We start from the raw sequence: 21520 nt of genomic DNA on the forward strand, positions 1-21520 counted from the left end.
CACAATCGTCTGAAAATGCGCCTGGTATTGCTCGGCGGCGGTAACGCCCTGGGGCAGGCGCTGATTCGTCTGGGTGCCGAAGAAGACATCGGCTTCCTTGCGCCGCGCCCTCCCGAGCAGGGTTGGGATAGTGCCAGTCTGACCCAGTTGATCGACGACACGCGTCCGGACGTGCTGGTCAACCTGGCCTACTACGACGACTGGTTTCAGGCCGAGCACCTCGCCGAGTCACGCTGTGTCGCGCAGGAACGAGCCATCGAGCGATTGACCGAGTTGTGCAAGCACCATGCGATCACCCTGCTGCAGCCTTCCAGCTATCGGGTGTTCGATGGCATGCGTGCCACGGCCTATAGCGAGAAGGATGAGGCGCGTCCGCTGGGGGTGCGTGGCCAATCGCTGTGGCGTATCGAACAATGTGTGCGTGCGACCTGCCCGCGCCACGTCCTGCTGCGCTTTGGCTGGTTACTGGATGACTCCCCCCAGGGGCGCCTGGGGCGTTTTCTCAAGCGAGCGGCCAGCGATGCAACCTTGTGGCTGGCGGATGACCGGCGCGGTAATCCGACCCCGGTGGATGACGCCGCCCGGGTGATCCTGGCGGTACTCAAGCAGCTGGACTGCCAGGCGCCACTCTGGGGCACCTATCACTATGGTGGCATCGAGGCGACCAGTTCGTTGGTGCTGGGGCAGACCTTGCTTGGCGAAGCGCGTCAGTTGCGTGCATTGAAGGCCGAGGACGTGCAGGCCCAGGCGCATGCGGCGCGTCCGGATGCCGGTGAAGAGCCTCAGCATGCGGTGCTGGCCTGCAAGAAAATTCTCAATACGTTCGGCATCAAACCACGTGCCTGGCGCGCGGGCCTGCCGGCCCTGCTGGATCGTTACTTCCGACATGACTGATGCGCCTATCCTGATTACCGGCGGAGCCGGCTTTATCGGTTCACACCTGGCCGATCGCCTGCTGGCTGCGGGCTGTCATGTACGCGTGCTGGACAACCTGTCCACCGGTAAGCCGGATAACCTGCAACTGACGCATCCGCGCCTGCACCTGTTGCAGGGCGATGTAGCTGACGCGACCTGTGTGCGTCAGGCGCTGCAAGGCTGTCGAGCAGTGGCGCACCTGGCGGCGGTGGCCTCGGTGCAGGCCTCGGTGGAGGCGCCGGTAGCCACCCACCAAAGCAATTTCATCGGTACGCTGAATGTCTGTGAAGCCATGCGTGAGCAGGGCGTCCGTCGTGTGGTGTTCGCATCCAGTGCGGCGGTCTATGGGCAGAACGGCGAAGGCCAGGCGATCGCCGAGGATACGCCCAAGGCGCCCCTGACACCTTATGCGGCCGACAAGCTGGCTAGCGAGCATTACCTGGACTTTTATGCCCGGCAGCATGCTCTGGAGCCGGCGATCTTTCGTTTCTTCAACATCTATGGCCCACGCCAGGATCCGTCTTCGCCGTATTCCGGGGTGATCAGTATTTTTGCCGAGCGTGCGTTGTCCGGTCGTCCCATCACGGTGTACGGCGATGGTGAGCAGACGCGTGATTTCTTCTATGTCGGCGAGCTGGTCGAGCTGTTGGTGCAGGCTCTGCTGGCCGAGCAGGTGCCATCGGGAGCAGTGAATGTTGGACGCAACCAGGCGGTGAGCCTATTGCAGTTGTTGCAGGCGATCGAGCAGGTGTTGGGGCGCTTGCCAGCGGTCACGCATGTTGCGCCAAGAGCAGGAGATATTCGCCACTCGCGAGCTGATAATCGGCGCCTGCTTGCGCATTACAGCGTGCCGTTGGAGACACCGCTGGTAGACGGTCTGGCCTGTTTGCTCGGGCGTTAAGCAGACATAAAAAAGCGGCGCCGAAGCGCCGCTTGGGGAATGCCCAAAGGACTGTGGTTCAGACCACCGGCACCAAGCGTGGCCGGCTTGCAGCTCCAGGGAGCTGACCATTGAGTGCGCTTTCCGGGGAACGCACGCAATGCATACATGGCCAGGGGCATTGCCGCCCTGGCCATGTTGGAGCGGGGCTTAGAACTTGTAGCCCAGCGCTACCATGTAGACCCACGGATCGACGTCAACATCGACCTTCACTTCGCGGCCACCAAAGCTGGTGGTGCCCGTGGTTTCGATGTCGATGTAACGCACGTGGGCGTTAAACAGCAGGTTGTCAGTCAGCATGTAGTCCATGCCGACCTGGCCAGCCAAGCCCCAGGAGTCATCTAGGTCGAAGCCGCTGAAGCCTTTGCCTTCGGCTGCGCTGGTCAGCTCGGTGTCGAAGAACCAGGTGTAGTTCAGACCCAGGCCGACATAGGGCTGGAAAGCCGAGCTCGAAGCCAGCGGGTAGTACACGGCGCTCAGGGTCGGCGGCAGGTGCTTGATGTCCGCCAGTTTGCCATTCAGGCCGGCAAACGGTCCCGGCATGCCCTTGACGCCTACGCTGTGGCTGAACGGCGTGGCGGCCAGCAGTTCGATACCGACTTTGTCGGTGATCATGTAGGTGCCGGTCAGGCCCAGCTGGGTGTTGCTGTCCAGCGAGGCTTTGGTGCCCGGAACGTCGGTATTCAGTGCGCCAACCCAGATGTCGCTGCTGCTTTCGTGGGGATCAACGGTAACCGCACCGGCGCGAACAATGATGTCGCCAGCCTTGTACGCGTGAGCCAGGGGAGCAGTCAGGGCGATGGCCAGGATGCTGGTGGCGAGCAGTGTTTTTTTCATTGATAACTCCAGTGACTTCCGTAGTCAGGTGGTGGTTCTTACTGGAGCCTATGTTAGGTAGCTTGCTAAAGAGTTTTTTGACTTGGCTCAATGAAGTGGTGCTATGCACCTACAGTTCGTAGGGATAGATCTTCTCGGCGTGCATCTGGTAACCGGCTTGCGCCAGTTCGCTGTCGATGCTTTCCACGCTCAGCGCGCCCTCGATCCAGAAGGGCTGGTAGAGATCGTTCAGCATCACGCCCAGCTCGCTGCGCACGTGGACGATCTGATTGCTGGGCGGCGGTGGCACGTGGATACAGGCGCCGAAGAACGGGACCAGGAGAAACTCGCTGACGCGATTCTGCTCGTCGATATCCAGCGGTACGATGTAGCCCGGTAGTTTGATGTGTTGGCCATGCAGAGCCTTGACCACCGGGGCGTCGATGCCCTGTTGTGTGGCCGCTGGGGCTTGCTCGCCCAGCTCGGCCGCCAACTGTTCCAGGCCGTGCAGGGGCTGAATTTGCAGGGGTTGGGGAGGTGCGTCTGGCGGGATCAGCTCGCTCCAGTTGAGCAAACGGGGTTCGCTAGCCAAGGCCAGACAGGCCAGGCCGGAAAGTAGCAATGCGGGTAACAGGCGCATGGGGCTCTCGCTACAGGCGGATCGACAGGCCATCGGCCAGGGATTGGCGGTAAGCTCGCCAGGCCGGCACACAGCCGATCAGCAGGGCGGCCGCCAGGATAGCGCCGAGCAGCCGCCACTCGTAGCCACTTGGCGCGCTGAGTGGCAGGTACAGGCCGTAGTGGGCCTGCACATAGCTCTGGGCGCCGGCAATGCCCAGGTACAGCAGCAACAAGCCGAGCAGCACCCCGGCCAGGGCCAGGGCGAAGGCCTCGACCACCAGCAGCCCGGCGATATGCCAGGGGCGCGCACCCACCGAGCGCAGGATGGCCATTTCCCGGCGGCGTTCGTTGAGGCTGGTAAGGATGGCCGTGAGCATGCCGATCAGGCCGGTGAGCACGACGAATAGCGAGACTACGAACAGTGCCTTTTCCGCCGTGCCCATCAGACTCCACAGTTCCTGCAGGGCTACGCCGGGCAGGATCGCCAGCAGCGGCTCGCCACGGTATTCGTTGATCTCGCGCTGCAGGCTGAAGGTGGCGATCTTGCTGTTGAGGCCCAGGAGAAATGCAGTGATCTGTTTCGGTTGCAGGTCCATGGCCCGAGCTTGCTCGGCACTGACCTGCGCGGCGCCGCGGGCGGGCATGCCGTTTTGCCAGTCGATATGCAGGGCTTCCATGCCGGCCAGGGAGATATGCAGGGTGCGATCCACCGGGGTACCGGTGCGGGCCAGGATGCCGACCACGCTAAAGGGCTTGTCGTCATGCTTGAGCAGGCTGATACGGGCCACGCCATGCGCCAGGACGATCTGCTCGCCCAGGCCATAATCCAGGGCCTGGGCCACTTCGGCGCCCAGCACTACCTCGAAGGGATCATCAGTGAAGGTGCGGCCCACGCGCAGCTGCAGAGGCTGACTACGGGCGTAGCGGTAGTGTTCGAAGTAGGCCGTGCTGGTGCCCATGACCCGGTAACCGCGGTGCGAATCGCCCAGGGAGATGGGGATGGCCCATTTCACCTGGCGGTGCTCGGCAAAGCGCTCGAAGCTGTCCCAGCGGATATTGTTGGTGGCATTGCCGATGCGAAATACCGAATACAGCAGCAGGTTGATGCTGCCCGAACGCGCGCCGACGATCAGGTCGGTGCCGCTGATGGTATTGGCGAAGCTGGCGCGTGCTTCGCTACGTACCCGTTCTACGGCGAGCAGCAGGCATACCGACAGGGCGATGGCGAATACCGTGAGCAGGGCGGTAAAGCGACGGTTGCCCAGGCTGGCCAGGGCCAGGCGTAGTAAGTACATGGTTAGATCTCCGCCAGTTGAGTGGCGCGGTTCAGCTCGGCCAGCGACAGGCTACGGTCGAAGCGTGGTGCCAGGCTCTGGTCATGGCTGACGAACAGCAGGCTGGAGCCGGCTTCGCGGCATTCGGCGAACAGCAGCTGAAGAAAGGCTGCGCGGGCATCAGCGTCCAGGGCCGAGGTTGGTTCGTCGGCAATCACCAGCTCCGGTTGGCCGATCAGGGCGCGGGCGGCGGCCACCCGCTGCTGCTGGCCGATGGACAGCGCATCGGCGCGTCGTTCAAGCAGATCGGGCTGATCCAGGCCCAGGTGGGCGAGCAGGATGACCGTGGCCTGGTCGACGCTGCCATGGCGTTGGCGGGCCCGCTGCGCACGCAGGCGCGAGAAATGGCAGGGCAGTTGCACGTTCTCGCGTACCGAGAGAAACGGCAGCAGGTTGAACTGCTGGAAGATATAGCCGGTATGGTCAACTCGGAAGCGGTCGCGGGCACCGGCGGAAAGCTGGCTGAGGTTCTGGCCGAGCACCTGAATTTGACCGCGCTGCGGTTTTTGCACGCCGCCGAGCAAGCCCAGCAGGGTGGTCTTGCCACTGCCGCTGGGGCCCTTGAGGAACAGGCTCTCCCCGCGCTGCAGGGTGAAGGCGGGAATGTCCAGCAACTCCGCCTGGCCGGGCCAGGCAAAACCGAGGTCGGACAGTTCTATCAGCGCTTGGCTCATACATTAAACGGCCGGGTTGCCCCGGCCGATCTGCTGGTCGAAAAAGATCAGAAACTAAGGGTGGTCTTGCCCTGGCCAAGCTCCAGGCCCTTCTGGCCGGCGGGGCCGATCAGTTGTACCTGAATTTTCTCCATGCCGGGGAAGGCTTTGAACAGTTCGCTCAGATCAAGTTGTTTCAAGGCGTCTGGCTGCTGGCAGTCGAACTGGTAGTGGGCGTGGATATCGCTGTGCTCGGCGTCGTGGTCATGGGCCGCTTCGGCATCGCCGTGCTGATGCTTCTGGTCGTGCGGGTTGTGCGCCTGCTCGGCAGCCAATAACGGGCTTTCCAGCGTGTGGCTGGCCAGGCTGCAGTCTCCACTGCTCAGGCCCAGCAGGGTCTGGGGTGCTTGCAGCTGGTGCTGCAGGGCGGACACCTTGGCCCTGTCGGCGGCGCTTTTCGCGGCATGCTCGAAGCCGAGCAGGTTTATGGCCGGACTCTTCAGTGCAATTTCCAGGGTTTGGCCGTCGAGCACCACATTGAGCTCGGCCGTGCCGTGCTCATGGGTGCCCAGGCTGCCATGCTCGGCATGCTCGGCATGCTCGGCATGCTCGGCATGCTCGGCATGCTCATGGTTATGCGCATGCGTGTGGTCGTGTTTATGCGCGTGCTGATGGGCCTGGGCGAGAGTCGGCGGTAGCAGGGCGAAGGGCAGGGCGAGAAGCAGAGGGCGCATGGCGGCTCCTGATGAATGTAATGATTGTTACGTTATAACAAGGTTTTGCTGTGGCTGGCCAGCCAGACTATGCCGCAACGTGCTTTGCATGGGAGCATGGGCAGCTACTGCAGGAGGTGAGGCAATGATCAGAGTGCGCGGACATATAGGGGCCTGGCCGGTGGACCTGACCCTGGAGCTGGATGAGCAGGATTGGGCGGCTCTGAGCGCGCAGTGTGCCGCCCAGCCGGTTGCCAGAACGCCAGCCCCGCCAGGACGCACCGGGGAAGGTAACGCCTGGCTGCAGCAGGCGCAGGAGCTTTTATGCGCGGCGGGCGAGTTGGATGCCCCGCAGTTGCTCGCCGAGTTGGTCGGCCTGACGGGCAGTGCACAGGCGGGCAAGCGTCTGCTGGTGCAGCTACGCCATTGCCCGCAGGTGCGCGTGGAAAGTCTTGGAGATACGGCGCGCTATTGCTGGCTGGGGTAGGGTTATTAGCCTCAAGTGACCGCGTGGCGCGTCGAATGACTGGCTTGCCGTTGCCCTTAGTCTTAGTAGATCGCCTGGTACAGCTTGCGTCGGTAGGCGGTAACCAGTGGGTGGTCGTTACCGAGCAGGTCGAAGACCTGCAGCAGGGTCTTGTGCGCCGCGCCCTCGGCGTAGCCGCGGTTGCGTACGAACAGCTGCAGCAGCCCCTGCAGGGCCGGCTCGTACTGTTGCCGGGCCAGCTGTTGAATAGCCAGTTGGTAGCAGGCCTCGTCATCCTGGTTGTGTTGGGCCAGACGCGCCTTGAGCGTGGCCGGCTCGGGCAGGCTGGCTGCCTGGCGCAGAAAGGTCAACTGGGCGCGGGCGGCGGCCAGGGCTTGCTTGTGTTCGTCACCCTTTACGGCGTTTAGTACGGCCTCGGCTTCGCCCAGTTCTCCGCGCTCGGCCAGGCAGCGCGCGTAGAGAATCAGTGCTGCAGCCTGCTCATTGTCCTCGGTCAGCAACTGCTTGAGCTGTGCCTCGGCCTCGCCGATATGTCCGGCTTCGAACAGCTCACGGGCTGCCTCCATGGGGTCGGCCGTCAGAGGGGCTGGCTCGGCGACGTGGGGCTTGAGCATCTCGCGGACGGCTGACTCCGCTTGCGCCCCGGCAAAGCCATCCACCGGCTGGCCATTCTTGAACAGCACCACGGTGGGCAGGCTGCGAATGCCGAAGCGCATGACGATATCCTGCTCGATATCGCAGTTGACCTTGGCCAGTAGCAGTTCCCCGCGGTATTCCTCGGTGATCTTGGCGAGCATCGGCATCAGGGCCTTGCAGGGCGCGCACCATTCGGCCCAGAAGTCCACCAGCACCGGTTTGTGGAAGGAGTTTTCGATGACCAGCTGTTCAAAACTGGCGGTACCGGAAATATCGAAAATATAGGGTGACTCGCTCATGGCGTAAGGGCTTCCAGAAAGAACGCGGGAATTATTCGATACCCTGGGCAAGGCCGATCAGATAGCCAATGATCGGCTTGGCGGCAAAGGCGAACAAGCACAGGCCCAGGCCGAGGAACAGGATAGCGGTACCCAGGCGCCCGGCTTTGGACTTCTTGGCCAGGTCCCAGATGATGAAGGCCATGAAAGCCATCAGGCCGCCTACCAGTACATACATCATCAGGGCTTCGAACTGTTCGGGTTCCATGCCGGCCTCGTCGGGTGGGTTGCGTCAGGTCGCGGATTCTAACGCAAATGGCTCAGTGGCAGCTGTGTGCTGGACACCACCTGGTTGAGTACAAAACTGGAGCGCACGCTGGTTACGCCCTCGACACGCGTCAGGCGGCCGAGCAGGAATTGCTGATAGTGCTCCATGTCCGGCACCACGACTTTGAGCTGGTAGTCGGCATCCATGCCGGTGACCAGGCTGCACTCGAGCACCTCCGGCCACTGGCGAATGGCCTGCTCGAAGTTCTCGAAGCGTTCCGGGGTGTGGCGATCCATGCCGATCTGCACATAGGCCGTGAGGGTCAGCCCCAGCTTCTTGCGATCCAGCAGCGCTACCTGGCGCAGGATGAGGCCGTCATCCTCGAGCTGCTTGACGCGGCGCGAGCAAGGCGAAGGCGACAGGCCAATGCGTTCGGCCAGTTCCTGATTGGACACGCGGGCGTCGCGTTGTAGTTCGGCGAGGATCTTCAGGTCGTAACGGTCCAGAGTGCTCACGATGCTTTCCTTTTGTGTTTATTGCGCATTCTTGTGTTTTTATTTTTATTTGTTGCTATGGAGTGGCTTTATTGCGCAATTTTAGCAAACATCTGTCGCGCTTGTGGGCTTATTATTTCTCCCAGATTCATGGCCCGGACAGTTGTCCAACCGCTTCGCCCAACCAGGTGTCGCGGCGCCGGCGCTTCCACCGGAGCGACCAGGCCCCCGGGTCCGCACTGCCCAATCAGGCAGGCGATGAACACGTAGCTACCCGCCGCGCATCGGGACAACAAAAAAGGGCAACCCTCGGGTTGCCCTTTTTTGTGCGACGCTTATACCGGATCGGCGTGGACCAGTACTTCCGCGCGGGGGTAAGCCTGAGTAATGGCCTGCTCTACGGCGACACACAGGGCATGAGCCTGCTCCAGAGGGAGCTGGCCAGGCAACTCCAGGTGTAGCTGCACGTACCAGTGACTGCCGGATACGCGGGTGCGCAGGTCGTGGGCACCTTGCACACCGGGAACGGCAATCGCCAGGGCATGCATATGCTGGCTCACCTCGGGTGGCAGTTCTTCGTCCATCAGTACCGCCACCGAATCGCGGGCAATACCCAGTGCGCTCCACAGGATATAGCCGGCAATGGCCAAGCCGAACAGCGCATCCAGTTCTTCCCAGCCATAGGCGGCCAGAGCCAGGGCCAGCAGGATGCTGCTATTGAGCAGCAGGTCGGAACGATAATGCAGCGAATCGGCGCGGATAGCCGGTGAACCAGTCTGGCGAATGACATGTTGTTGCAGCAGCAGGAGCGCGGCGGTGAGCAGCAGTGACAGCAGCATCACGGCAATGCCCAGCAGCGGTGCGCCGAGTGGCTGTGGGTCTTGCAGGCGCTGGATGGCCTGGGCGCCCACCAGTAGCGCGCTGACCGCGATAAAGGCCGCCTGAGCCAGTCCGGCCAGTGATTCGGCCTTGCCGTGGCCATAGCGATGGTCGTCGTCGGCCGGCCGAATGGCATAGTGCACTGCCAGCAGGTTGAGCAGCGACGCTGCACTGTCCAGCAGTGAGTCGGTAAGGCCGGCGAGCAGGCTTACCGAGCCGCTCAGCCACCAGGCGATAGCCTTGGCCAGTACCAGCGTCAGGGCTACGCCCAGCGCTGTACGGCTAGCCAGGCGGAGCAGTCGGGCATGTTCCTGGGAGATGGCCATGAGGCTCAGCCGCGTGGTGCCAGGCCAAAACGAGCCAGCTGCGGCAACTCACCCTGATGGACTTGTAGCGCAGGGTGATCGAGGGCCAGAGACAGCTGCAGTTCCTCGGCGAGAATCGCCTGCAGGCGTGCCAGATCGACCTGGCCATCGGCCTGAAGGGCCGGCTGCAAGCGTTCGGGAGCCAGGCTGTAGCGACTGCCAGGCATGTAAATAGCCCCGGTGGAGAAATCCACGGCAAAGGCAATCAGTCCCGGAATGACGAAGAACAGCACACCGATCGCATTCATCGCGGCAATGGCCGGGTCGATCTGCCCGGAAATCTGCCCACGCCGCTCCGGATAGAAGAGGGTGCCGCAGGCGCTTAATTGTGCGCTCAGGGTAATGATCAGCAGAGCTGCCAGGGGACGCAGGGACATGGTGACCTCCACAACATGACAAGGTGGCGAACTATACCGGGCTGGACTAACGACCGCACTGAAGGCGTCAGGTTCATCGCTATAATCGCTGCCCTGATGGGGAGAAATGATGACACCGCTGCCGATTGACGCTGTATTGCCCGACCTGCGCCGCGCCTTGGCTGCAGGCCATGAAGCGGTGCTGGAGGCGCCACCCGGTGCCGGCAAGACCACCCGCGTACCGCTGGCGCTGCTCGACGAGCCGTGGCTGGCCGGGCAGCGCATCGTCATGCTGGAGCCGCGTCGTCTGGCCGCGCGCGCGGCTGCCGAGCGCCTGGCCAGCGAGCTGGGCGAACCGGTCGGCGAGACGGTGGGCTATCGCATTCGCCTGGACAGCAAGGTCGGTCCGCGTACGCGCATCGAGGTGGTCACCGAGGGCATTCTTGCCCGCCGCCTGCAGGACGACCCGGCGCTGGAGGGCGTCGGGCTGGTGATCTTCGATGAATTCCACGAGCGCAGCCTGGATGCCGATCTGGCGCTGGCGCTTACCCTCAATGGCCGCGAGCTGCTGCGCGACACGCCGCTCAAGGTGCTGCTGATGTCGGCCACGCTGGAAGGCGAGCGGCTGTCCGCGCTGCTCGGCGAGGCGCCGGTGGTGTCCAGCGAAGGGCGCATGTACCCGGTGGATATCCGCTGGGGCGCGCCCTGGCAGCCCGGCGAATGGATCGAGCCGCGCGTGGTGCAGACGGTGCTGCAGGCGCTGAGCGACGAGTCCGGCAGCCTGCTGGTCTTTCTTCCCGGCCAGGCAGAAATCCGCCGGGTGGCCGAGCAACTGCAGGGCCAGCTGGCCGGGCGCGCGGACGTGCTGCTCTGTCCGCTGCATGGCGAGCTGGACCTCTCCGCGCAGCGCGCGGCCATCGAACCGGCGCCGGCCGGGCAGCGCAAGGTGGTGCTGGCCACCAATATCGCCGAGACCAGCCTGACCATCGACGGCGTGCGCGTGGTGGTGGATGCCGGCCTGGCGCGGGTGCCGCGTTTCGACCCGGCCAGCGGCATGACCCGTCTGGACACCCAGCGTATCGCCCGCGCCTCGGCCACTCAGCGCGCCGGCCGGGCCGGGCGTCTGCAGCCGGGGGTGTGCTACCGCCTGTGGTCGCAGAGCCAGCACGATCAGTTGGCCGCCTACGGTGAGGCGGAAATCCTGCAGGCCGATCTGGCCGGGCTGGCCCTGCAGCTGGCGCGCTGGGGTGTCGAACCCTCAGAGCTGGCCTGGCTGGATGTGCCGCCGCCGGCTGCCTTCGCCCAGGCCCGTGATCTGCTGGCGCGCCTCGGTGCGCTGGATGAACGCGGTGTACTCACGGCCCACGGCCAGGCCATGGCCGAGCTGCCGGCGCATCCGCGTATCGCCCATCTGCTGCTGCGCGGTCAGGCGCTGGGGCTCGGGGCGCTAGCGGCTGACCTGGCGGCGCTGCTCTCCGAGCGCGACATCCTGCGCGGCGCGGGTGCCGATCTGCACAGTCGTATGAGCCTGCTGGCGGGGGAATCGCGGGCGTCGGGTGGCTCCCGCGGTGGCGTGCAGCGCGCGCGTCAGCTGGCCCGGCAGTTCCGCTCCTATCTCCGCGGCAAGGCCACTGAGGCGGTGGCCGACCCCGAGCATCCGCGCTGGCTCGGTTGTCTGCTGGCCTTCGCCTACCCGGACCGCATCGCCCGTCAGCGCCGCGCCGGCGGGGCCGAATACCGCCTGGCCAATGGCCGCGCGGCGCTGTTTGCCGAGGCCGATGCGCTGATGAAGCACGAGTGGCTGGTGATCGCCGACCTGGGCAGCCGCCAGGGCCAGCGCGAGGAGCGCATCTATCTGGCCGCCGATCTGCAGACTGCGCTGTTCGACGGGCCGCTGGCCGAGCAGGTCCGTGAACTGGATGTGCTCGACTGGGACGAACGCGAGGGCGTGCTGCGTGCCGAGCGCCAGCGCAAGGTTGGCGAGCTGGTGCTCGACAGCCGGGCCTTGCCGCAACTGGACGAGGCCGCACGTGGCCGCGCGCTGCTCGCCCTGGTGCGGCGCAAGGGCCTGGAGTTGCTGGCCTGGACGCCGGAGTTGCGCCAGTGGCAGGCACGCATCGCGCTGTTGCGCCGGCTTGATCTGCAACAGAAGGGCGAGAGCGAGTGGCCAGACCTGTCCGATGCGGCGCTGCGCGATTCGCTGGAAGACTGGTTGCTGCCCTACCTGGGCAAGGTCAGCCGGCTCAGCCACTTTGCCAGCCTCGACCTGTCGGCCATGCTCGCGGCCCTGCTGCCCTGGCCGCTGCCGCAGCGCCTGGATGAGCTGGCGCCGAAGAGCCTGAGCGTGCCGTCCGGCTCGCGCATTGCCATCGATTACAGCGAACAACCGCCAGTGCTGGCCGTGCGTTTGCAGGAGTTGTTTGGGCTGGCCGAGACGCCGTGCATTGCCGGCGGCCGGCAGCGTGTGTTGCTGCACCTGCTGTCGCCGGCGCGGCGGCCGGTGCAGGTGACCCAGGATCTGGCCAGCTTCTGGGCCAATACCTATGTCGAGGTGAAGAAGGACCTCAAGGGCCGCTATCCCAAGCACTACTGGCCGGATGACCCGCTGATCGCCGAGCCCACGGCGCGGGCCAAGCCGCGCCGCTGATCAGATGTCCAGGTCGACACCGGCTTCGCGCAGGGTCTGATAGGCGCGGTCGAGATCGTCGCGGAGTTGCTCGGCCTGCGGGTTATGGCGCGAGTAGATCAGCTTGACCGGCAGTTTCAGCAGGGGGATGGCGGGCGGTGGTGCATCACCGCTTTCGCGCAATTCGCGATCAATCGGGCTGTCGTAGTCGATCAGGTAGTCGCCGCGGCGCCGTTCCAGCATGGCCAGCGCGGCCTGATGAGTGCGCGTGTGGGTCAGTTGCAGGCGCAGTCGCGGGTCACGCAGCCAGTCGGAAACCGGCGGGCGGTAGGTATAGCCGTTGAGCAGGATCAGGCGTTTGCCGCGCAGATCGCCCGGCAGGTTGGGGCGTGGTTCGCCTTCACGGTAGTACAGATTGAGCGTGACCTGGCCCAGGGTGACGCCGGCCTCCAGTACCTTGTCCTGCAGTTGTGGCACGCCCGGAGCCCCTGGCCACAGCTGTACACTGCCATCCGCCAGCCCGGCATATACGCGGGCGCTGGGTAGGGCACGGATATCCCCGGCATAACCGGCTTCCTCGAGTAGGCGACGGGTCAGGCGCAGCACGCTGCCGTCTGGCTGGCCCTGGCGATTGGTGAAGCTGAACGGCGGAAACTCAAAGTAGCGCACCACCACGCTGGGGCGCGGTTCGGCAACGCTTTGTGCCCAACAGGGCAGGGCGAGAAGCAAGGCAAGCAGGCAGGCCAGCGTGACGGGCATAGCAGTCCATGTCGGTTGTGATCGGCGCGGGGGCGTTCTGTCCCTAAGCGAGCAGTGTAGTGCCTCAGCGTTGTCGCGACAGTGGCAAAATTGTTGCCGCATGCACAGGGCGGGTTATCCGGGATGTTCCTCCAGCAGAATGCTGCCATCTTCTGCGCGGGTCAGGCTGAATAGTTGCGGGTGGCGCCGCTGCATCTCTTGTAACGCCTGCTGTTGGCGTTGCAACTGATCCTGTTGTTGTTGCACCTGCAGCAGCAGGCGTTGCTGTTCCATTTGCAGTTGTTGCAGTTGCAGGCAGCTGCGTAGGGTTTCCAGGAGTTCGTAGTCATCCCAGGGCTTGCTGATGAAGCGTTGTACCTGCGCCTGGTTGATGGCCTGCACCAGGCTTTCGCGGTCGCCGTGGCCGCTGAACAGCAGGCGCATGGCGCCTGGCTGGCGCTGGCGGGCGAACTGCAGGTAGGTGATGCCGTCCAGTTGCGGCATGCGCAGGTCGCAGAGAATCAGGTTGTAGCTTGCTCCGGTCAGCGCTTGCAGGGCGTCCTGCGGGTCGCTGAAGGTGTCCACCTGCCAGTCCTCCTGGCGCAGCAGACGTTGTATGGCCTTGAGGATGGCCGGTTCGTCGTCGATGACTTGCAGGCGAATCATGCGCTTACTCCGTCAGGGCTGTCAGGTGTTCTGGGACGCGTACAAACAGGGTGTAGCGCGCCCCTTCGATGGCTTCAAAAGCAATCAGCTTTTCGATCAGTAATGGCGACAGTGCCTTGCCTTCGTTGAGTAGCAACATGCCGTTATCGGCGTGCAGGTTGCGCGCCAGCACCATGCCGGGTTGCAGGCGGCGGGTATCGAGGGCGCGCACATCGCTGTCGGTCAGGGTGATATCCGGCAGTTGCTGAGCGCATACCTGGCAGAAGTCGTCGATCAGGTCGGGGTCGTAGAGACGTCCGGCATACTTCTGCAGGAACAGCAACGCCTCGTCGTGGTTCATCTGGCGCTCCAGCACCAGTCCGCACTGCAGTTCGACGAAGTCCACGGCCAGTTTGAGGATGCGTGCGCCGAGGGGAATGGCGTCACCCTTGAGATGGTCGGGGAAGCCGCTGCCATCCCAGCGTTCCTGATGATGACGGATCAGGCGGGCGGCATCCTGCAGTGGCTCCAGCGACATCAACAGCGATTCGCTTTGTGCAGGGTAGGCGCGGTAGGTGTCGCGTTGCTTGCTGTGTAGCAGGTCGGCCGGTGCGCTGATCAGTGCATCCGGCCAGCTGAGTTTGCCAATGTTGTACAGCGCCGCCGCCATATGCAGATCGTGGCTGTCGCCCTCGCCGAGCTTGGCATGGCTGGCGAAGGCGCGGACCAGGGCGATGACCTGCTGGTTGGTTTGCTTGTTGCGGGGCAGGCGTTGATTGACCAGCAGGGAAAATACTTCGGTGCTGGTTACATAGCTGCGGCGCAGCTCGGCATAGGCCAGGTCGAGCATGTCGGCTGTCTGTTGCAGCTCGGCGGTGCGCGCTTGTACGCGCTGCTCCAGGCTGGCATTGAGCTGACGTAGTTGCTCGTTCTGCTCGCGGGTCAGCAGCAGCAGGCGTTGGCGCTCGCGTTCGGCATGCTGGTGGGCGAGTGCCTGGCGCAGTGCCAGCAGCAGCTCGTCGTCGTCCCAGGGTTTGCTCAGGTAGCGGTAGATGCGCCCTTCGTTGATCGCGGCGGTGATGGTGCCAATGTCTGCGTAGCCGGTTAGCAGCAGGTTCATGCACTGCGGGTCGCGCTTGTGGATTTCCGCCAGTAGCGCGGCGCCATCCATGCCCGGCATGCGGGCATCGGAAAGTACTAGGTCGACCTTGTGCGTGCTGAACAGCTCCAGGGCTTGAGCGCCGCTGCTGGCCAGCAGCAACTCGTAGGGCTGGCTGCGCAGCAGGCGGCGCAGGCTGTTGAGGATACTCTCCTCGTCATCTACCAGCAGGATGCAGGGCTTGTCTTGGTCCGCTGTGCTCATGCCGTACTCCTTGGCGTACTGGCGGTCTGCCGTAGCGGCAGGCTGAGGCGGAAGCAGCTGCCCTGGCCGGGTGCGCTACGCAGGCTGATCTGGCCGTTGTGCTTTTCCATGATGTTGTAGGAGAGCGCCAGGCCCAGTCCGGTGCCTTTGCCGACCGGCTTGGTGGTGAAGAAGGGGTCGAAGATCTGCCGCTGCAGGTGAGCGGGGATACCGCAGCCGTTGTCTTCGATTTCAATGAAGGCCTGGTCGCGCTCGACGCCTGTGCGGATCACGATACGGCCAAACTCCTCGATGGCATGCGCGGCGTTGACCAGCAGGTTCATCACGACCTGGTTGATCTGTGCGGCAATACATTCCACCGGGGGCAGTTCGCCGTATTCGCGGATCACTTCGGCCTTGTACTTGATCTCGTTATTGACCACCTTGAGCGTGCTTTCGATGCCTTCGTGCAGGTCGGCCAGGCTGAAAGTGTCGTCGCCGCTGCGCGAAAAGTCGCGCAGCGCGGCAATGATTTTCTTGACCCGTTCGACACCGTCGGCGGACTCCGCCAGCAAGCCGTTGATGTCTTCGCGGATGAAGTCATAGTCGAAGCGTTCCTTGAGTTGCTGCAGTTCGCTGCCACCCCATTCGTTCATGTGATCGACCAGCTCCAGCAGCTGGCGCACATAGCCCACAAGCGTTTTCAGGTTGGAGGCGACGAAACCTACCGGGTTGTTGATCTCATGGGCGACGCCGGCGGCCAACTGGCCAATCGCGGCCATCTTTTCCGACTGCAGCAATTGCCGGTTGGCCATTTTCAGCTGCTCGCTGAGCGTGCTCAATTCGTCATGCTTGTGCTTGAGGGCGCGTAGCGCCTCGTCGAGCATGGGGTTGTTCTTGGCGGCGCGGCTGTTATCGAAGATGGCCAAGCCGAACAGCCGCTGGTCGTCCAGTTCAAAGCGGTAGAGCAGCGAGGCTTGCAGCATGGGTACGTCACCCTGGCGATCAAGCAGGATCAGATAGGGCTGGTCGTGCCACACGGTTTGCAGGGCGGTGCCGGTATTCCAGACCTTTTCCAGCATGGCACGCCACACGGGGGTATCGATTTCCGGGAAGGCTTCGTTGAGGCGCAGGCCGATCAGCTGGCTGGCCGGGCGCCCGCTGTGCTCGACGATGAAGCGGTTGCAATAGAGAATGCGGGTATCTTGATCAAGAATGAAAAAGCCCGCCGCGATCTGCTCCACGGCAGCCAGGGTGTAGGCGTGGTCGAGCATGACGGGCACCTCCCTTGGCCTAGCGGCGTGCGGCGATATGCGTGCAGCCGGATTGGCAATTCAAGTCTATGTTTAGCATAGTCGCAAAAAGCGGCAGTGATGGCATTTTGGCGTCAGTCGATCGTCGTATATGCCAGTGGTCGCCGTCGAGGTAGGCATGCATAACGCTCCCCAAGTCAGTTACTTGTTGCAGTTCGACAGTGGTCAGCCGGCTAGTTGCCTGATCGAACTCGCCATGGCTGCTTCGCCCGAGGATGCTCCGCCGCCGGACTGGGCGCGCCTGGAGTACCAGCAATGCCGCAACTGTCCGCTGCGGCCGGCAGAGCAGCCCTGGTGTCCGTTTGCCCGCGCTTTGGCGCGGGTACTGGCGCCGCTCGAACAGCGCAACTCCTATGATGAGCTGACGGTGACCATTCGCTGGCGCAGTCGGGTTATCCAGCAGCGCACCACCCTGCAGCGTGTATTGGGCTCGCTGATTGGCCTGCTGGGCGCTACCTCGGGCTGTCCACATACCCGCCCCTTCCTGCCGTTGGCTTATTTTCACCAGCCCTTCAGTGAAGCGGATGAAACGCTGTTTCGTGTGGTCGGTGCCTATCTAATCGGACAGATGCTGCGTGCCCAGCAGGGGTTGTCGGCAGACTTCGCCTTGCATGAGTTGCCGGGGCTCTATGCGCAATTACGCCAGGTCAATCTGGGCATGGCTAATCGTCTGCGTGCGCTTGCGGACAGTGATCACGGGGTTAACGGGGTCATCGTGCTGGATGTGTTGGCCGCCGAGACGCAGGATCTTTTCGCGGAGCTGGAGCGCAATTTGTTGCCCTATTACGCCGCCTATCTGGAGGAATGATCCGCCGGTAGCTGCAAGTCTGCACCGGCCTCCTGCAGCTGTTGGTAGGCCTGATCAAGTTGTTCCAGCAGGCGCTCGGCCTGAGGCGCGCGCCGTGAAACGACCAGGGTCAGGGGGAGGCGCTGTAGTTCGATGGAGCGTAAGCCGAGTACACCGGCCTGCTGGCTGTGCTGTTCCAGGGGCTCCTGATAGTCGAGGATGAAGTCGCCGCGTTGACGCTGCAGCATGGCCAGCGCCGCGGCATGGCTGCTGGTGCGATGCAGTTGGAGTTGCAGGCTGGGGTCTGTCAGCCACTGGCTGTACGGCGCCCAGTAGCTATAGCCACTGATCAGAATCAGTCCGCGGCCTGCCAGGCCATGCGGCAAGGCGGGCGGAGCGGTATCCGCGCGGAAGTACAGGTGCAGGCCGATATGTCCGAGGTGGTGGCGACTTTCCAGGGTGTAGCCTTGCAGCTCGGGCTTTCCGGGTGCGCCAGGCCAGACATGCACACTGCCGTTCTGCAGCCCGGCATACAGGCGCGCGACCGGCAGCATGCGCAGTTCCGCACGATAGCCGGCCTGTTCCAGCAGGCGTTGGGTGAGGGCCAGCAGGCTGCCCTGGGCACGACCCTAGCGGTCTTCATAGCTGTAGGGTGGGAAGTCGTAAAAGCCGACGCGAATCACCGGGCGGGTGTCCTGCGCGGGGCTGGCCAGGGTAGGCCAGGTCAGGCCGCTCAGCAGAAGTAGTAGCGCCATGCAGGCAAACCGATGCACGGTGAGCGGTATCCTTGAGTTATTGTTGTTCTGTCCCATAGACAAGCAGCTACCGGCGTCTCTGACAAGTCATGGTGGCGCGGCAGTTTGACATGTGCGATCCGGGACGGGGCTGAGGCCAGGCGTCGCAGGCTTCTGCCCGGGACTGGGGTGCTTTGGGCTATGCTCAGGCTGTTTAGCCAGCAGGGGAGTGCGGCATGCATCGCAAGGTCTTTGCCAACAAGGTGTTTGAGCGCAAGGTGGTTGTGGTTACGGGGGGCGGGGCTGGTATCGGTCGTGCGCTGGCCATTCGCTTTGCCCAGGCGGGTGCGCGCCTGGTGATCTTCGATCTGCAACAGGAAACCCTGGATAGCCTGGTGCAGCACCTGGCCGACCACCATAACGTCGAGGCGCTCGGACTGTGTTGTGACGTGGCGGATGCGCTGGCGGTGCAGGCGGCCATGCAGCGAGTGCTGGAGCGTTTTGGCGGCATCGACATCCTGATCAACAATGCCGGCATTACCCATCGCAGCACCTTCGCCGAGACAGAGCTGGCGGTGTTCCAGCGGGTCATGGCGGTCAACTACTTCGGCGCGCTGCACTGCACGCGCGAGGCTTTGCCGAGTCTGATTGCCCGGCAAGGCCAGGTCATCGTACTCAGTTCCCTGTCGGGTTTTGCCCCGCTGCTCTACCGCAGTGCCTACAACGCCAGCAAGCATGCCCTGCACGGGCTGTTCGAGACCCTGCGCTTCGAGCTGCGCGGTTCAGGGGTCAATATCATGCTGGTCTGCCCGGGCTTTACCGCCACCGACCTGCGCAAGAATGCCCTGGTGGGCGATGGCTCGCCGACCCGTCAGCCACCGCTGGCCATGGGCAAAGTGGCCTCGCCGCAGGATGTTGCCGAAGCCATCTACCAGGGCGCGCTACAGCGGCGGCGCCTGTTGGTGCTGTCCAATGTCGACTGGCGTGCGCGGGTGCTGGCGCGTTTCTTCCCACGCCTGTTCGAGCGCGTTCTGTTGCCGCGCCTATCGGGCCTCAGGCCGCCTCAGTAAGCTGCAGGCGCAGTTGGCACAGGCGCCAGGCCAGTACGCTGGTAAACAGCTGGGCCAGGGCATGTCCGCTATCCAGGAGGACTGCCAGCGGGCTGCTGGGCGCAGGTAACAGACTGCCCAGCCAGCCATGCAGCAGCCACAGCGGCAGGATGATGCCCAACAGCAGTGGGCCGAGTTGCCAGAAATAGCCGCGAGTGAGCAGGAAGCTTTCGCGCAGTGCCGCCAGAGGCGGCAGACCGTGCAAAACCAGCAGGTATTCGGCAAAAGCCAGGCGCACCATCAGCCACAGTCCAGGCAGGATCAGCAGCGAAGCGCCGAGCATGATCAGCAGGGTGGCCAGGGCGCAGAGGACCGCCATGCGTGGCCACAGACGCAGTGCTCCGGCATACAGCGCGGCGTGGCTGGCCGGTTGTGCGTGCAGGCGATTGTCGATGAACAGAATCAGTGCCGCGCCGTACAGCGGGTAGCACAGCAGGCTCAGCAACAGCTCGCCGATGGCTGCCTGGTCGGTGTTCAACGTGCTGTTCAGGACCTGGCGTAGCAGGGCTTCGAGGACAATCAGCGGCAGGCACAGGCCGCTGATGGCCAGACAATGGCGACGATAGAAATACCAGGCATCGCCCAGTGCGGACAGTGGGTTCATGGCTCGGGCTCGCAAAGGAGGGCGGCGGCACTTTACCTGATCTGTGTCGTGCAAGCAGGTACACTGCAGGCTGTTTTTGTGCCACCGAGAGTGACCCGATGAGTTTTGCCGACCTGGGGCTGTTCGCCCCCCTCCTGCAACGTCTGGATGAGTTGGGGTACCGCAGCCCGACGGCGGTGCAGCGTGCCACCATCGCCGCCGTGCTCAAGGGACGTGACGTGCTGGCTGCAGCGCAGACTGGCTCCGGCAAGACCGCTGCGTTTACCCTGCCATTGTTGCAGCAGCTCAGTTGTGCCGGCCCACGGGTAGCCGCCAACAGCGTGCGGGCGCTGGTGCTGGTACCCACCCGTGAGCTGGCCGAGCAGGTGCAGCAAAGCGTACAGCGTTATGCCGAGGGCCTGCCGCTGCGTAGCTATGCGGTGTATGGCGGGGTCAGCATCAATCCGCAGATGATGGCGCTGCGCAAGGGCGTCGATCTGCTGGTGGCCACGCCCGGGCGGCTGCTAGACCTGTACCGGCAGAATGCCGTGGGCTTTGCCCAGCTGCAGGCGCTGGTGCTCGACGAAGCCGACCGCATGCTTGACCTGGGCTTTGCCCGCGAGTTGGACGAGCTGTTTTGTGCTCTGCCACGTCGTCGGCAGACCCTGCTGTTCTCCGCGACCTTTTCCGAGAGCATTCGCCAGATGGCCGGCGAGCTGCTGCGTGATCCGCTGCAGGTGGAGACCAGTCCGCGCAATGCCGCCGCGGCCAGCGTGCAGCAGCAACTGATCGTGGTCGACAAGAAGCGCAAGAGTGAGCTGTTCCTGCACCTGTTGCGCCGTCGTGGCTGGGGGCAGGTGCTGGTCTTTGGCAAGACGCGCAAGGGAGTCGATGAGCTTGAACAGCTGTTGCTGGCACAGGGGATTCGTGCCGACTCCATTCATGGCGACAAGCCGCAACCGGCGCGGCTGCGGGCCCTGCAGCGTTTCAAGGATGGTCAGGTGCAGGTACTGGTGGCCACCGATGTGGCCGCCCGTGGCCTGGATATTGATCAGCTGCCGTTGGTGGTCAACCTCGATCTGCCGCAGGTCGCCGAGGATTATGTACACCGTATCGGCCGCACCGGACGAGCCGGGGCCACTGGCCAGGCGCTGTCACTGGTGTGCGCGGACGAAGTCGAGCGCCTGCTGGCCATCGAACAGTTGATCGGGCAGGTGCTGCCGCGCAGTGAGGAGGAGGGCTTCAGCCCCGAGCACCGGGTGCCGCAAACCACGGCCACTGGGCAGTTGCTGAAAAAGCCCAAGAAGCCCAAGCAGAAGCTTATTCCCGGTGCCGGCAAGGCCCCTGGCAAGGGCAAGGTACACCTGGGCAACTGGTTCGAAGACGATGCCGCACCCAAGGTGCGCGCGGTGCGCAAGGCGCCGCGTTTCGGCAAGTGAGTGCTTAGCGGCGGCCCAGCTGTTTCTTGTGGGTCGCCGCGGCCGTCATGTCATAGATCACCACGCATAGGTGCTCCACCGTGCCGCTGGAGGCGGCCAGCGGCAGCAGGGTGATGTTCTGGTACATGAAATCTTCCTGGCCGGTGATCGGCTGGTAGTTCTTGAAGTGCATCAGGTAGGGGCGCTGCTCCCACAGGCTGAAGGCGCGGGTGCCCAGTTGCACCACGGTGTCTACCTTGCGCTTGAACCAGGCGGCGTCGATTTCCGGGAACAGGGCAAACAGCTCCTTGCCATGCACTTCGTCCGGGCCGAGGCCGGAGTGGTTTTCCATGAAACTGTTCCACACCTCGACACGGTACTGGCGGTCCAGCACGATGACGCCGACATCGATGCATTGCACGATGTCCAGCAGCCAGTGGACTTCCTTGATATCGATTTGCGCGGGCATC

General features: G+C 63.7%; 23 protein-coding genes and 1 pseudogene. 7 read left to right on the top strand and 17 right to left on the bottom strand.

Features of this window, described 5'->3' with window-relative positions:
* The first annotated feature begins 9 nt into the window (after positions 1-9).
* Positions 10-894: a sugar nucleotide-binding protein gene (locus CW360_RS16305; RefSeq protein WP_101194461.1), complete on the top strand. Its 885-nt coding sequence runs from the start codon at positions 10-12 to the stop codon at positions 892-894.
* On the top strand, positions 887-1816 hold the full coding sequence (locus tag CW360_RS16310) for an SDR family NAD(P)-dependent oxidoreductase (protein ID WP_101194407.1): 930 nt from the start codon (positions 887-889) through the stop codon (positions 1814-1816). Before CW360_RS16305 ends, CW360_RS16310 begins: the two co-directional genes overlap by 8 nt.
* 189 nt (positions 1817-2005) lie before the next feature.
* Here the strand turns inward: CW360_RS16310 and CW360_RS16315 are convergent, their stop codons facing one another.
* From CW360_RS16315 to CW360_RS16335, 5 genes are all read right to left on the bottom strand, one after another.
* A complete protein-coding gene (locus tag CW360_RS16315) occupies positions 2006-2692 on the bottom strand; it encodes an OmpW/AlkL family protein (protein WP_101194408.1) in 687 nt (228 codons plus the stop codon).
* Positions 2693-2801: 109 nt separating this feature from the next.
* Positions 2802-3311 carry a DUF3299 domain-containing protein gene (locus tag CW360_RS16320; protein WP_093985638.1) on the bottom strand — a complete coding sequence of 170 codons (510 nt, stop codon included), beginning with the start codon at positions 3309-3311 and terminating at the stop codon, positions 2802-2804.
* A 10-nt stretch (positions 3312-3321) separates the two neighbouring features.
* Entirely contained in the window at positions 3322-4587 is a 1266-nt protein-coding gene (locus tag CW360_RS16325; protein ID WP_101194409.1) for an ABC transporter permease, read from the bottom strand.
* A gap of 2 nt (positions 4588-4589) precedes the next feature.
* On the bottom strand, positions 4590-5300 hold the full coding sequence (locus tag CW360_RS16330) for an ABC transporter ATP-binding protein (RefSeq protein ID WP_101194410.1): 711 nt from the start codon (positions 5298-5300) through the stop codon (positions 4590-4592).
* A 47-nt stretch (positions 5301-5347) separates the two neighbouring features.
* The gene (locus CW360_RS16335) at positions 5348-6013 is read right to left on the bottom strand and encodes a DUF2796 domain-containing protein (RefSeq protein ID WP_101194411.1); all 666 of its coding nucleotides are present in this window, start codon (positions 6011-6013) and stop codon (positions 5348-5350) included.
* 124 nt (positions 6014-6137) lie between these two features.
* Here CW360_RS16335 and CW360_RS16340 point away from each other — a divergent pair, with 124 nt between their 5' ends.
* Positions 6138-6479 (top strand): hypothetical protein, encoded by a 342-nt coding sequence (locus CW360_RS16340; RefSeq protein WP_101194412.1) that lies wholly within the window; start codon positions 6138-6140, stop codon positions 6477-6479.
* A 62-nt stretch (positions 6480-6541) separates the two neighbouring features.
* On the opposite strand, the gene trxA is transcribed toward CW360_RS16340, so the two are convergent.
* The 5 genes from trxA to CW360_RS16365 form a co-directional block, all read right to left on the bottom strand.
* A complete protein-coding gene (gene trxA, locus CW360_RS16345) occupies positions 6542-7414 on the bottom strand; it encodes a thioredoxin (protein WP_101194413.1) in 873 nt (290 codons plus the stop codon).
* A 31-nt stretch (positions 7415-7445) separates the two neighbouring features.
* A complete protein-coding gene (locus CW360_RS16350; protein ID WP_093985632.1) occupies positions 7446-7661 on the bottom strand; it encodes a DUF2788 domain-containing protein in 216 nt (71 codons plus the stop codon).
* 38 nt (positions 7662-7699) lie between these two features.
* Positions 7700-8176: an Lrp/AsnC family transcriptional regulator gene (locus CW360_RS16355; RefSeq protein WP_093985631.1), complete on the bottom strand. Its 477-nt coding sequence runs from the start codon at positions 8174-8176 to the stop codon at positions 7700-7702.
* Between the two features lie 314 nt (positions 8177-8490).
* The gene (locus tag CW360_RS16360) at positions 8491-9360 is read right to left on the bottom strand and encodes a cation diffusion facilitator family transporter (RefSeq protein WP_093985630.1); all 870 of its coding nucleotides are present in this window, start codon (positions 9358-9360) and stop codon (positions 8491-8493) included.
* A gap of 5 nt (positions 9361-9365) precedes the next feature.
* Positions 9366-9776 (bottom strand): polyribonucleotide nucleotidyltransferase, encoded by a 411-nt coding sequence (locus CW360_RS16365; RefSeq protein ID WP_093985629.1) that lies wholly within the window; start codon positions 9774-9776, stop codon positions 9366-9368.
* Positions 9777-9885: 109 nt separating this feature from the next.
* Between CW360_RS16365 and hrpB the strand changes: the two genes are divergently transcribed.
* Complete coding sequence (gene hrpB, locus CW360_RS16370; protein WP_101194414.1) at positions 9886-12402, top strand: ATP-dependent helicase HrpB; 2517 nt, start codon at positions 9886-9888, stop codon at positions 12400-12402.
* Here hrpB and CW360_RS16375 read toward each other — a convergent pair whose 3' ends face one another.
* The 4 genes from CW360_RS16375 to CW360_RS16390 all read right to left on the bottom strand — a co-directional run bounded on the left by CW360_RS16375 (position 12403) and on the right by CW360_RS16390 (position 16380).
* A complete protein-coding gene (locus CW360_RS16375; RefSeq protein ID WP_101194415.1) occupies positions 12403-13140 on the bottom strand; it encodes a substrate-binding periplasmic protein in 738 nt (245 codons plus the stop codon).
* 114 nt (positions 13141-13254) lie between these two features.
* Positions 13255-13785, bottom strand: a complete 531-nt coding sequence (locus CW360_RS16380) for a response regulator (protein WP_101194416.1) — start codon at positions 13783-13785, stop codon at positions 13255-13257.
* Positions 13786-13789: 4 nt separating this feature from the next.
* On the bottom strand, positions 13790-15127 hold the full coding sequence (gene nosR / locus CW360_RS16385; RefSeq protein ID WP_101194417.1) for a response regulator c-di-GMP phosphodiesterase, NosR family: 1338 nt from the start codon (positions 15125-15127) through the stop codon (positions 13790-13792).
* Entirely contained in the window at positions 15124-16380 is a 1257-nt protein-coding gene (locus CW360_RS16390) for an ATP-binding protein (RefSeq protein WP_101194418.1), read from the bottom strand. The genes nosR and CW360_RS16390 overlap by 4 nt, the downstream gene beginning before the upstream one ends.
* Positions 16381-16537: 157 nt before the next feature.
* Here CW360_RS16390 and CW360_RS16395 point away from each other — a divergent pair, with 157 nt between their 5' ends.
* Complete coding sequence (locus CW360_RS16395; RefSeq protein WP_157825317.1) at positions 16538-17227, top strand: DUF6901 family protein; 690 nt, start codon at positions 16538-16540, stop codon at positions 17225-17227.
* Here CW360_RS16395 and CW360_RS16400 read toward each other — a convergent pair.
* Positions 17212-17961, bottom strand: a pseudogene (locus tag CW360_RS16400) (substrate-binding periplasmic protein). The gene CW360_RS16395 and the pseudogene CW360_RS16400 sit on opposite strands and share 16 nt — an antisense overlap.
* A gap of 215 nt (positions 17962-18176) precedes the next feature.
* On the opposite strand from CW360_RS16400, the gene CW360_RS16405 reads away from it, so the two are divergent.
* Positions 18177-19010: an SDR family oxidoreductase gene (locus CW360_RS16405; RefSeq protein WP_093985622.1), complete on the top strand. Its 834-nt coding sequence runs from the start codon at positions 18177-18179 to the stop codon at positions 19008-19010.
* Here the strand turns inward: CW360_RS16405 and CW360_RS16410 are convergent.
* Complete coding sequence (locus CW360_RS16410) at positions 18994-19653, bottom strand: hypothetical protein (RefSeq protein WP_101194420.1); 660 nt, start codon at positions 19651-19653, stop codon at positions 18994-18996. The two genes, CW360_RS16405 and CW360_RS16410, sit on opposite strands and share 17 nt — an antisense overlap.
* 98 nt (positions 19654-19751) lie before the next feature.
* Between CW360_RS16410 and rhlE1 the strand changes: the two genes are divergently transcribed.
* On the top strand, positions 19752-21071 hold the full coding sequence (gene rhlE1, locus CW360_RS16415; protein ID WP_101194421.1) for an RNA helicase RhlE1: 1320 nt from the start codon (positions 19752-19754) through the stop codon (positions 21069-21071).
* Positions 21072-21075: 4 nt separating this feature from the next.
* Here the strand turns inward: rhlE1 and CW360_RS16420 are convergent, their stop codons facing one another.
* Entirely contained in the window at positions 21076-21519 is a 444-nt protein-coding gene (locus tag CW360_RS16420) for a PAS domain-containing protein (RefSeq protein ID WP_101194422.1), read from the bottom strand.
* Between the last annotated feature and the right edge of the window lies 1 nt (position 21520).

This window comes from Pseudomonas fluvialis (genome assembly GCF_002835605.1).
Lineage (GTDB): Bacteria > Pseudomonadota > Gammaproteobacteria > Pseudomonadales > Pseudomonadaceae > Aquipseudomonas > Aquipseudomonas fluvialis.

What these genes read in the sequence shown, in the direction of transcription:
- CW360_RS16310 (WP_101194407.1), top strand. Translation starts at nt 887, where the DNA reads ATGACTGATGCGCCTATCCTGATTACCGGCGGAGCCGGCTTTATCGGT.
- CW360_RS16315 (WP_101194408.1), bottom strand. Translation starts at nt 2,692, where the DNA reads ATGAAAAAAACACTGCTCGCCACCAGCATCCTGGCCATCGCCCTGACT.
- CW360_RS16320 (WP_093985638.1), bottom strand. Translation starts at nt 3,311, where the DNA reads ATGCGCCTGTTACCCGCATTGCTACTTTCCGGCCTGGCCTGTCTGGCC.
- CW360_RS16325 (WP_101194409.1), bottom strand. Translation starts at nt 4,587, where the DNA reads ATGTACTTACTACGCCTGGCCCTGGCCAGCCTGGGCAACCGTCGCTTT.
- CW360_RS16330 (WP_101194410.1), bottom strand. Translation starts at nt 5,300, where the DNA reads ATGAGCCAAGCGCTGATAGAACTGTCCGACCTCGGTTTTGCCTGGCCC.
- CW360_RS16335 (WP_101194411.1), bottom strand. Translation starts at nt 6,013, where the DNA reads ATGCGCCCTCTGCTTCTCGCCCTGCCCTTCGCCCTGCTACCGCCGACT.
- CW360_RS16340 (WP_101194412.1), top strand. Translation starts at nt 6,138, where the DNA reads ATGATCAGAGTGCGCGGACATATAGGGGCCTGGCCGGTGGACCTGACC.
- trxA (WP_101194413.1), bottom strand. Translation starts at nt 7,414, where the DNA reads ATGAGCGAGTCACCCTATATTTTCGATATTTCCGGTACCGCCAGTTTT.
- CW360_RS16350 (WP_093985632.1), bottom strand. Translation starts at nt 7,661, where the DNA reads ATGGAACCCGAACAGTTCGAAGCCCTGATGATGTATGTACTGGTAGGC.
- CW360_RS16360 (WP_093985630.1), bottom strand. Translation starts at nt 9,360, where the DNA reads ATGGCCATCTCCCAGGAACATGCCCGACTGCTCCGCCTGGCTAGCCGT.
- CW360_RS16365 (WP_093985629.1), bottom strand. Translation starts at nt 9,776, where the DNA reads ATGTCCCTGCGTCCCCTGGCAGCTCTGCTGATCATTACCCTGAGCGCA.
- hrpB (WP_101194414.1), top strand. Translation starts at nt 9,886, where the DNA reads ATGACACCGCTGCCGATTGACGCTGTATTGCCCGACCTGCGCCGCGCC.
- CW360_RS16375 (WP_101194415.1), bottom strand. Translation starts at nt 13,140, where the DNA reads ATGCCCGTCACGCTGGCCTGCCTGCTTGCCTTGCTTCTCGCCCTGCCC.
- CW360_RS16380 (WP_101194416.1), bottom strand. Translation starts at nt 13,785, where the DNA reads ATGATTCGCCTGCAAGTCATCGACGACGAACCGGCCATCCTCAAGGCC.
- nosR (WP_101194417.1), bottom strand. Translation starts at nt 15,127, where the DNA reads ATGAGCACAGCGGACCAAGACAAGCCCTGCATCCTGCTGGTAGATGAC.
- CW360_RS16390 (WP_101194418.1), bottom strand. Translation starts at nt 16,380, where the DNA reads ATGCTCGACCACGCCTACACCCTGGCTGCCGTGGAGCAGATCGCGGCG.
- CW360_RS16395 (WP_157825317.1), top strand. Translation starts at nt 16,538, where the DNA reads ATGCATAACGCTCCCCAAGTCAGTTACTTGTTGCAGTTCGACAGTGGT.
- CW360_RS16405 (WP_093985622.1), top strand. Translation starts at nt 18,177, where the DNA reads ATGCATCGCAAGGTCTTTGCCAACAAGGTGTTTGAGCGCAAGGTGGTT.
- CW360_RS16410 (WP_101194420.1), bottom strand. Translation starts at nt 19,653, where the DNA reads ATGAACCCACTGTCCGCACTGGGCGATGCCTGGTATTTCTATCGTCGC.
- rhlE1 (WP_101194421.1), top strand. Translation starts at nt 19,752, where the DNA reads ATGAGTTTTGCCGACCTGGGGCTGTTCGCCCCCCTCCTGCAACGTCTG.
- CW360_RS16420 (WP_101194422.1), bottom strand. Translation starts at nt 21,519, where the DNA reads ATGCCCGCGCAAATCGATATCAAGGAAGTCCACTGGCTGCTGGACATC.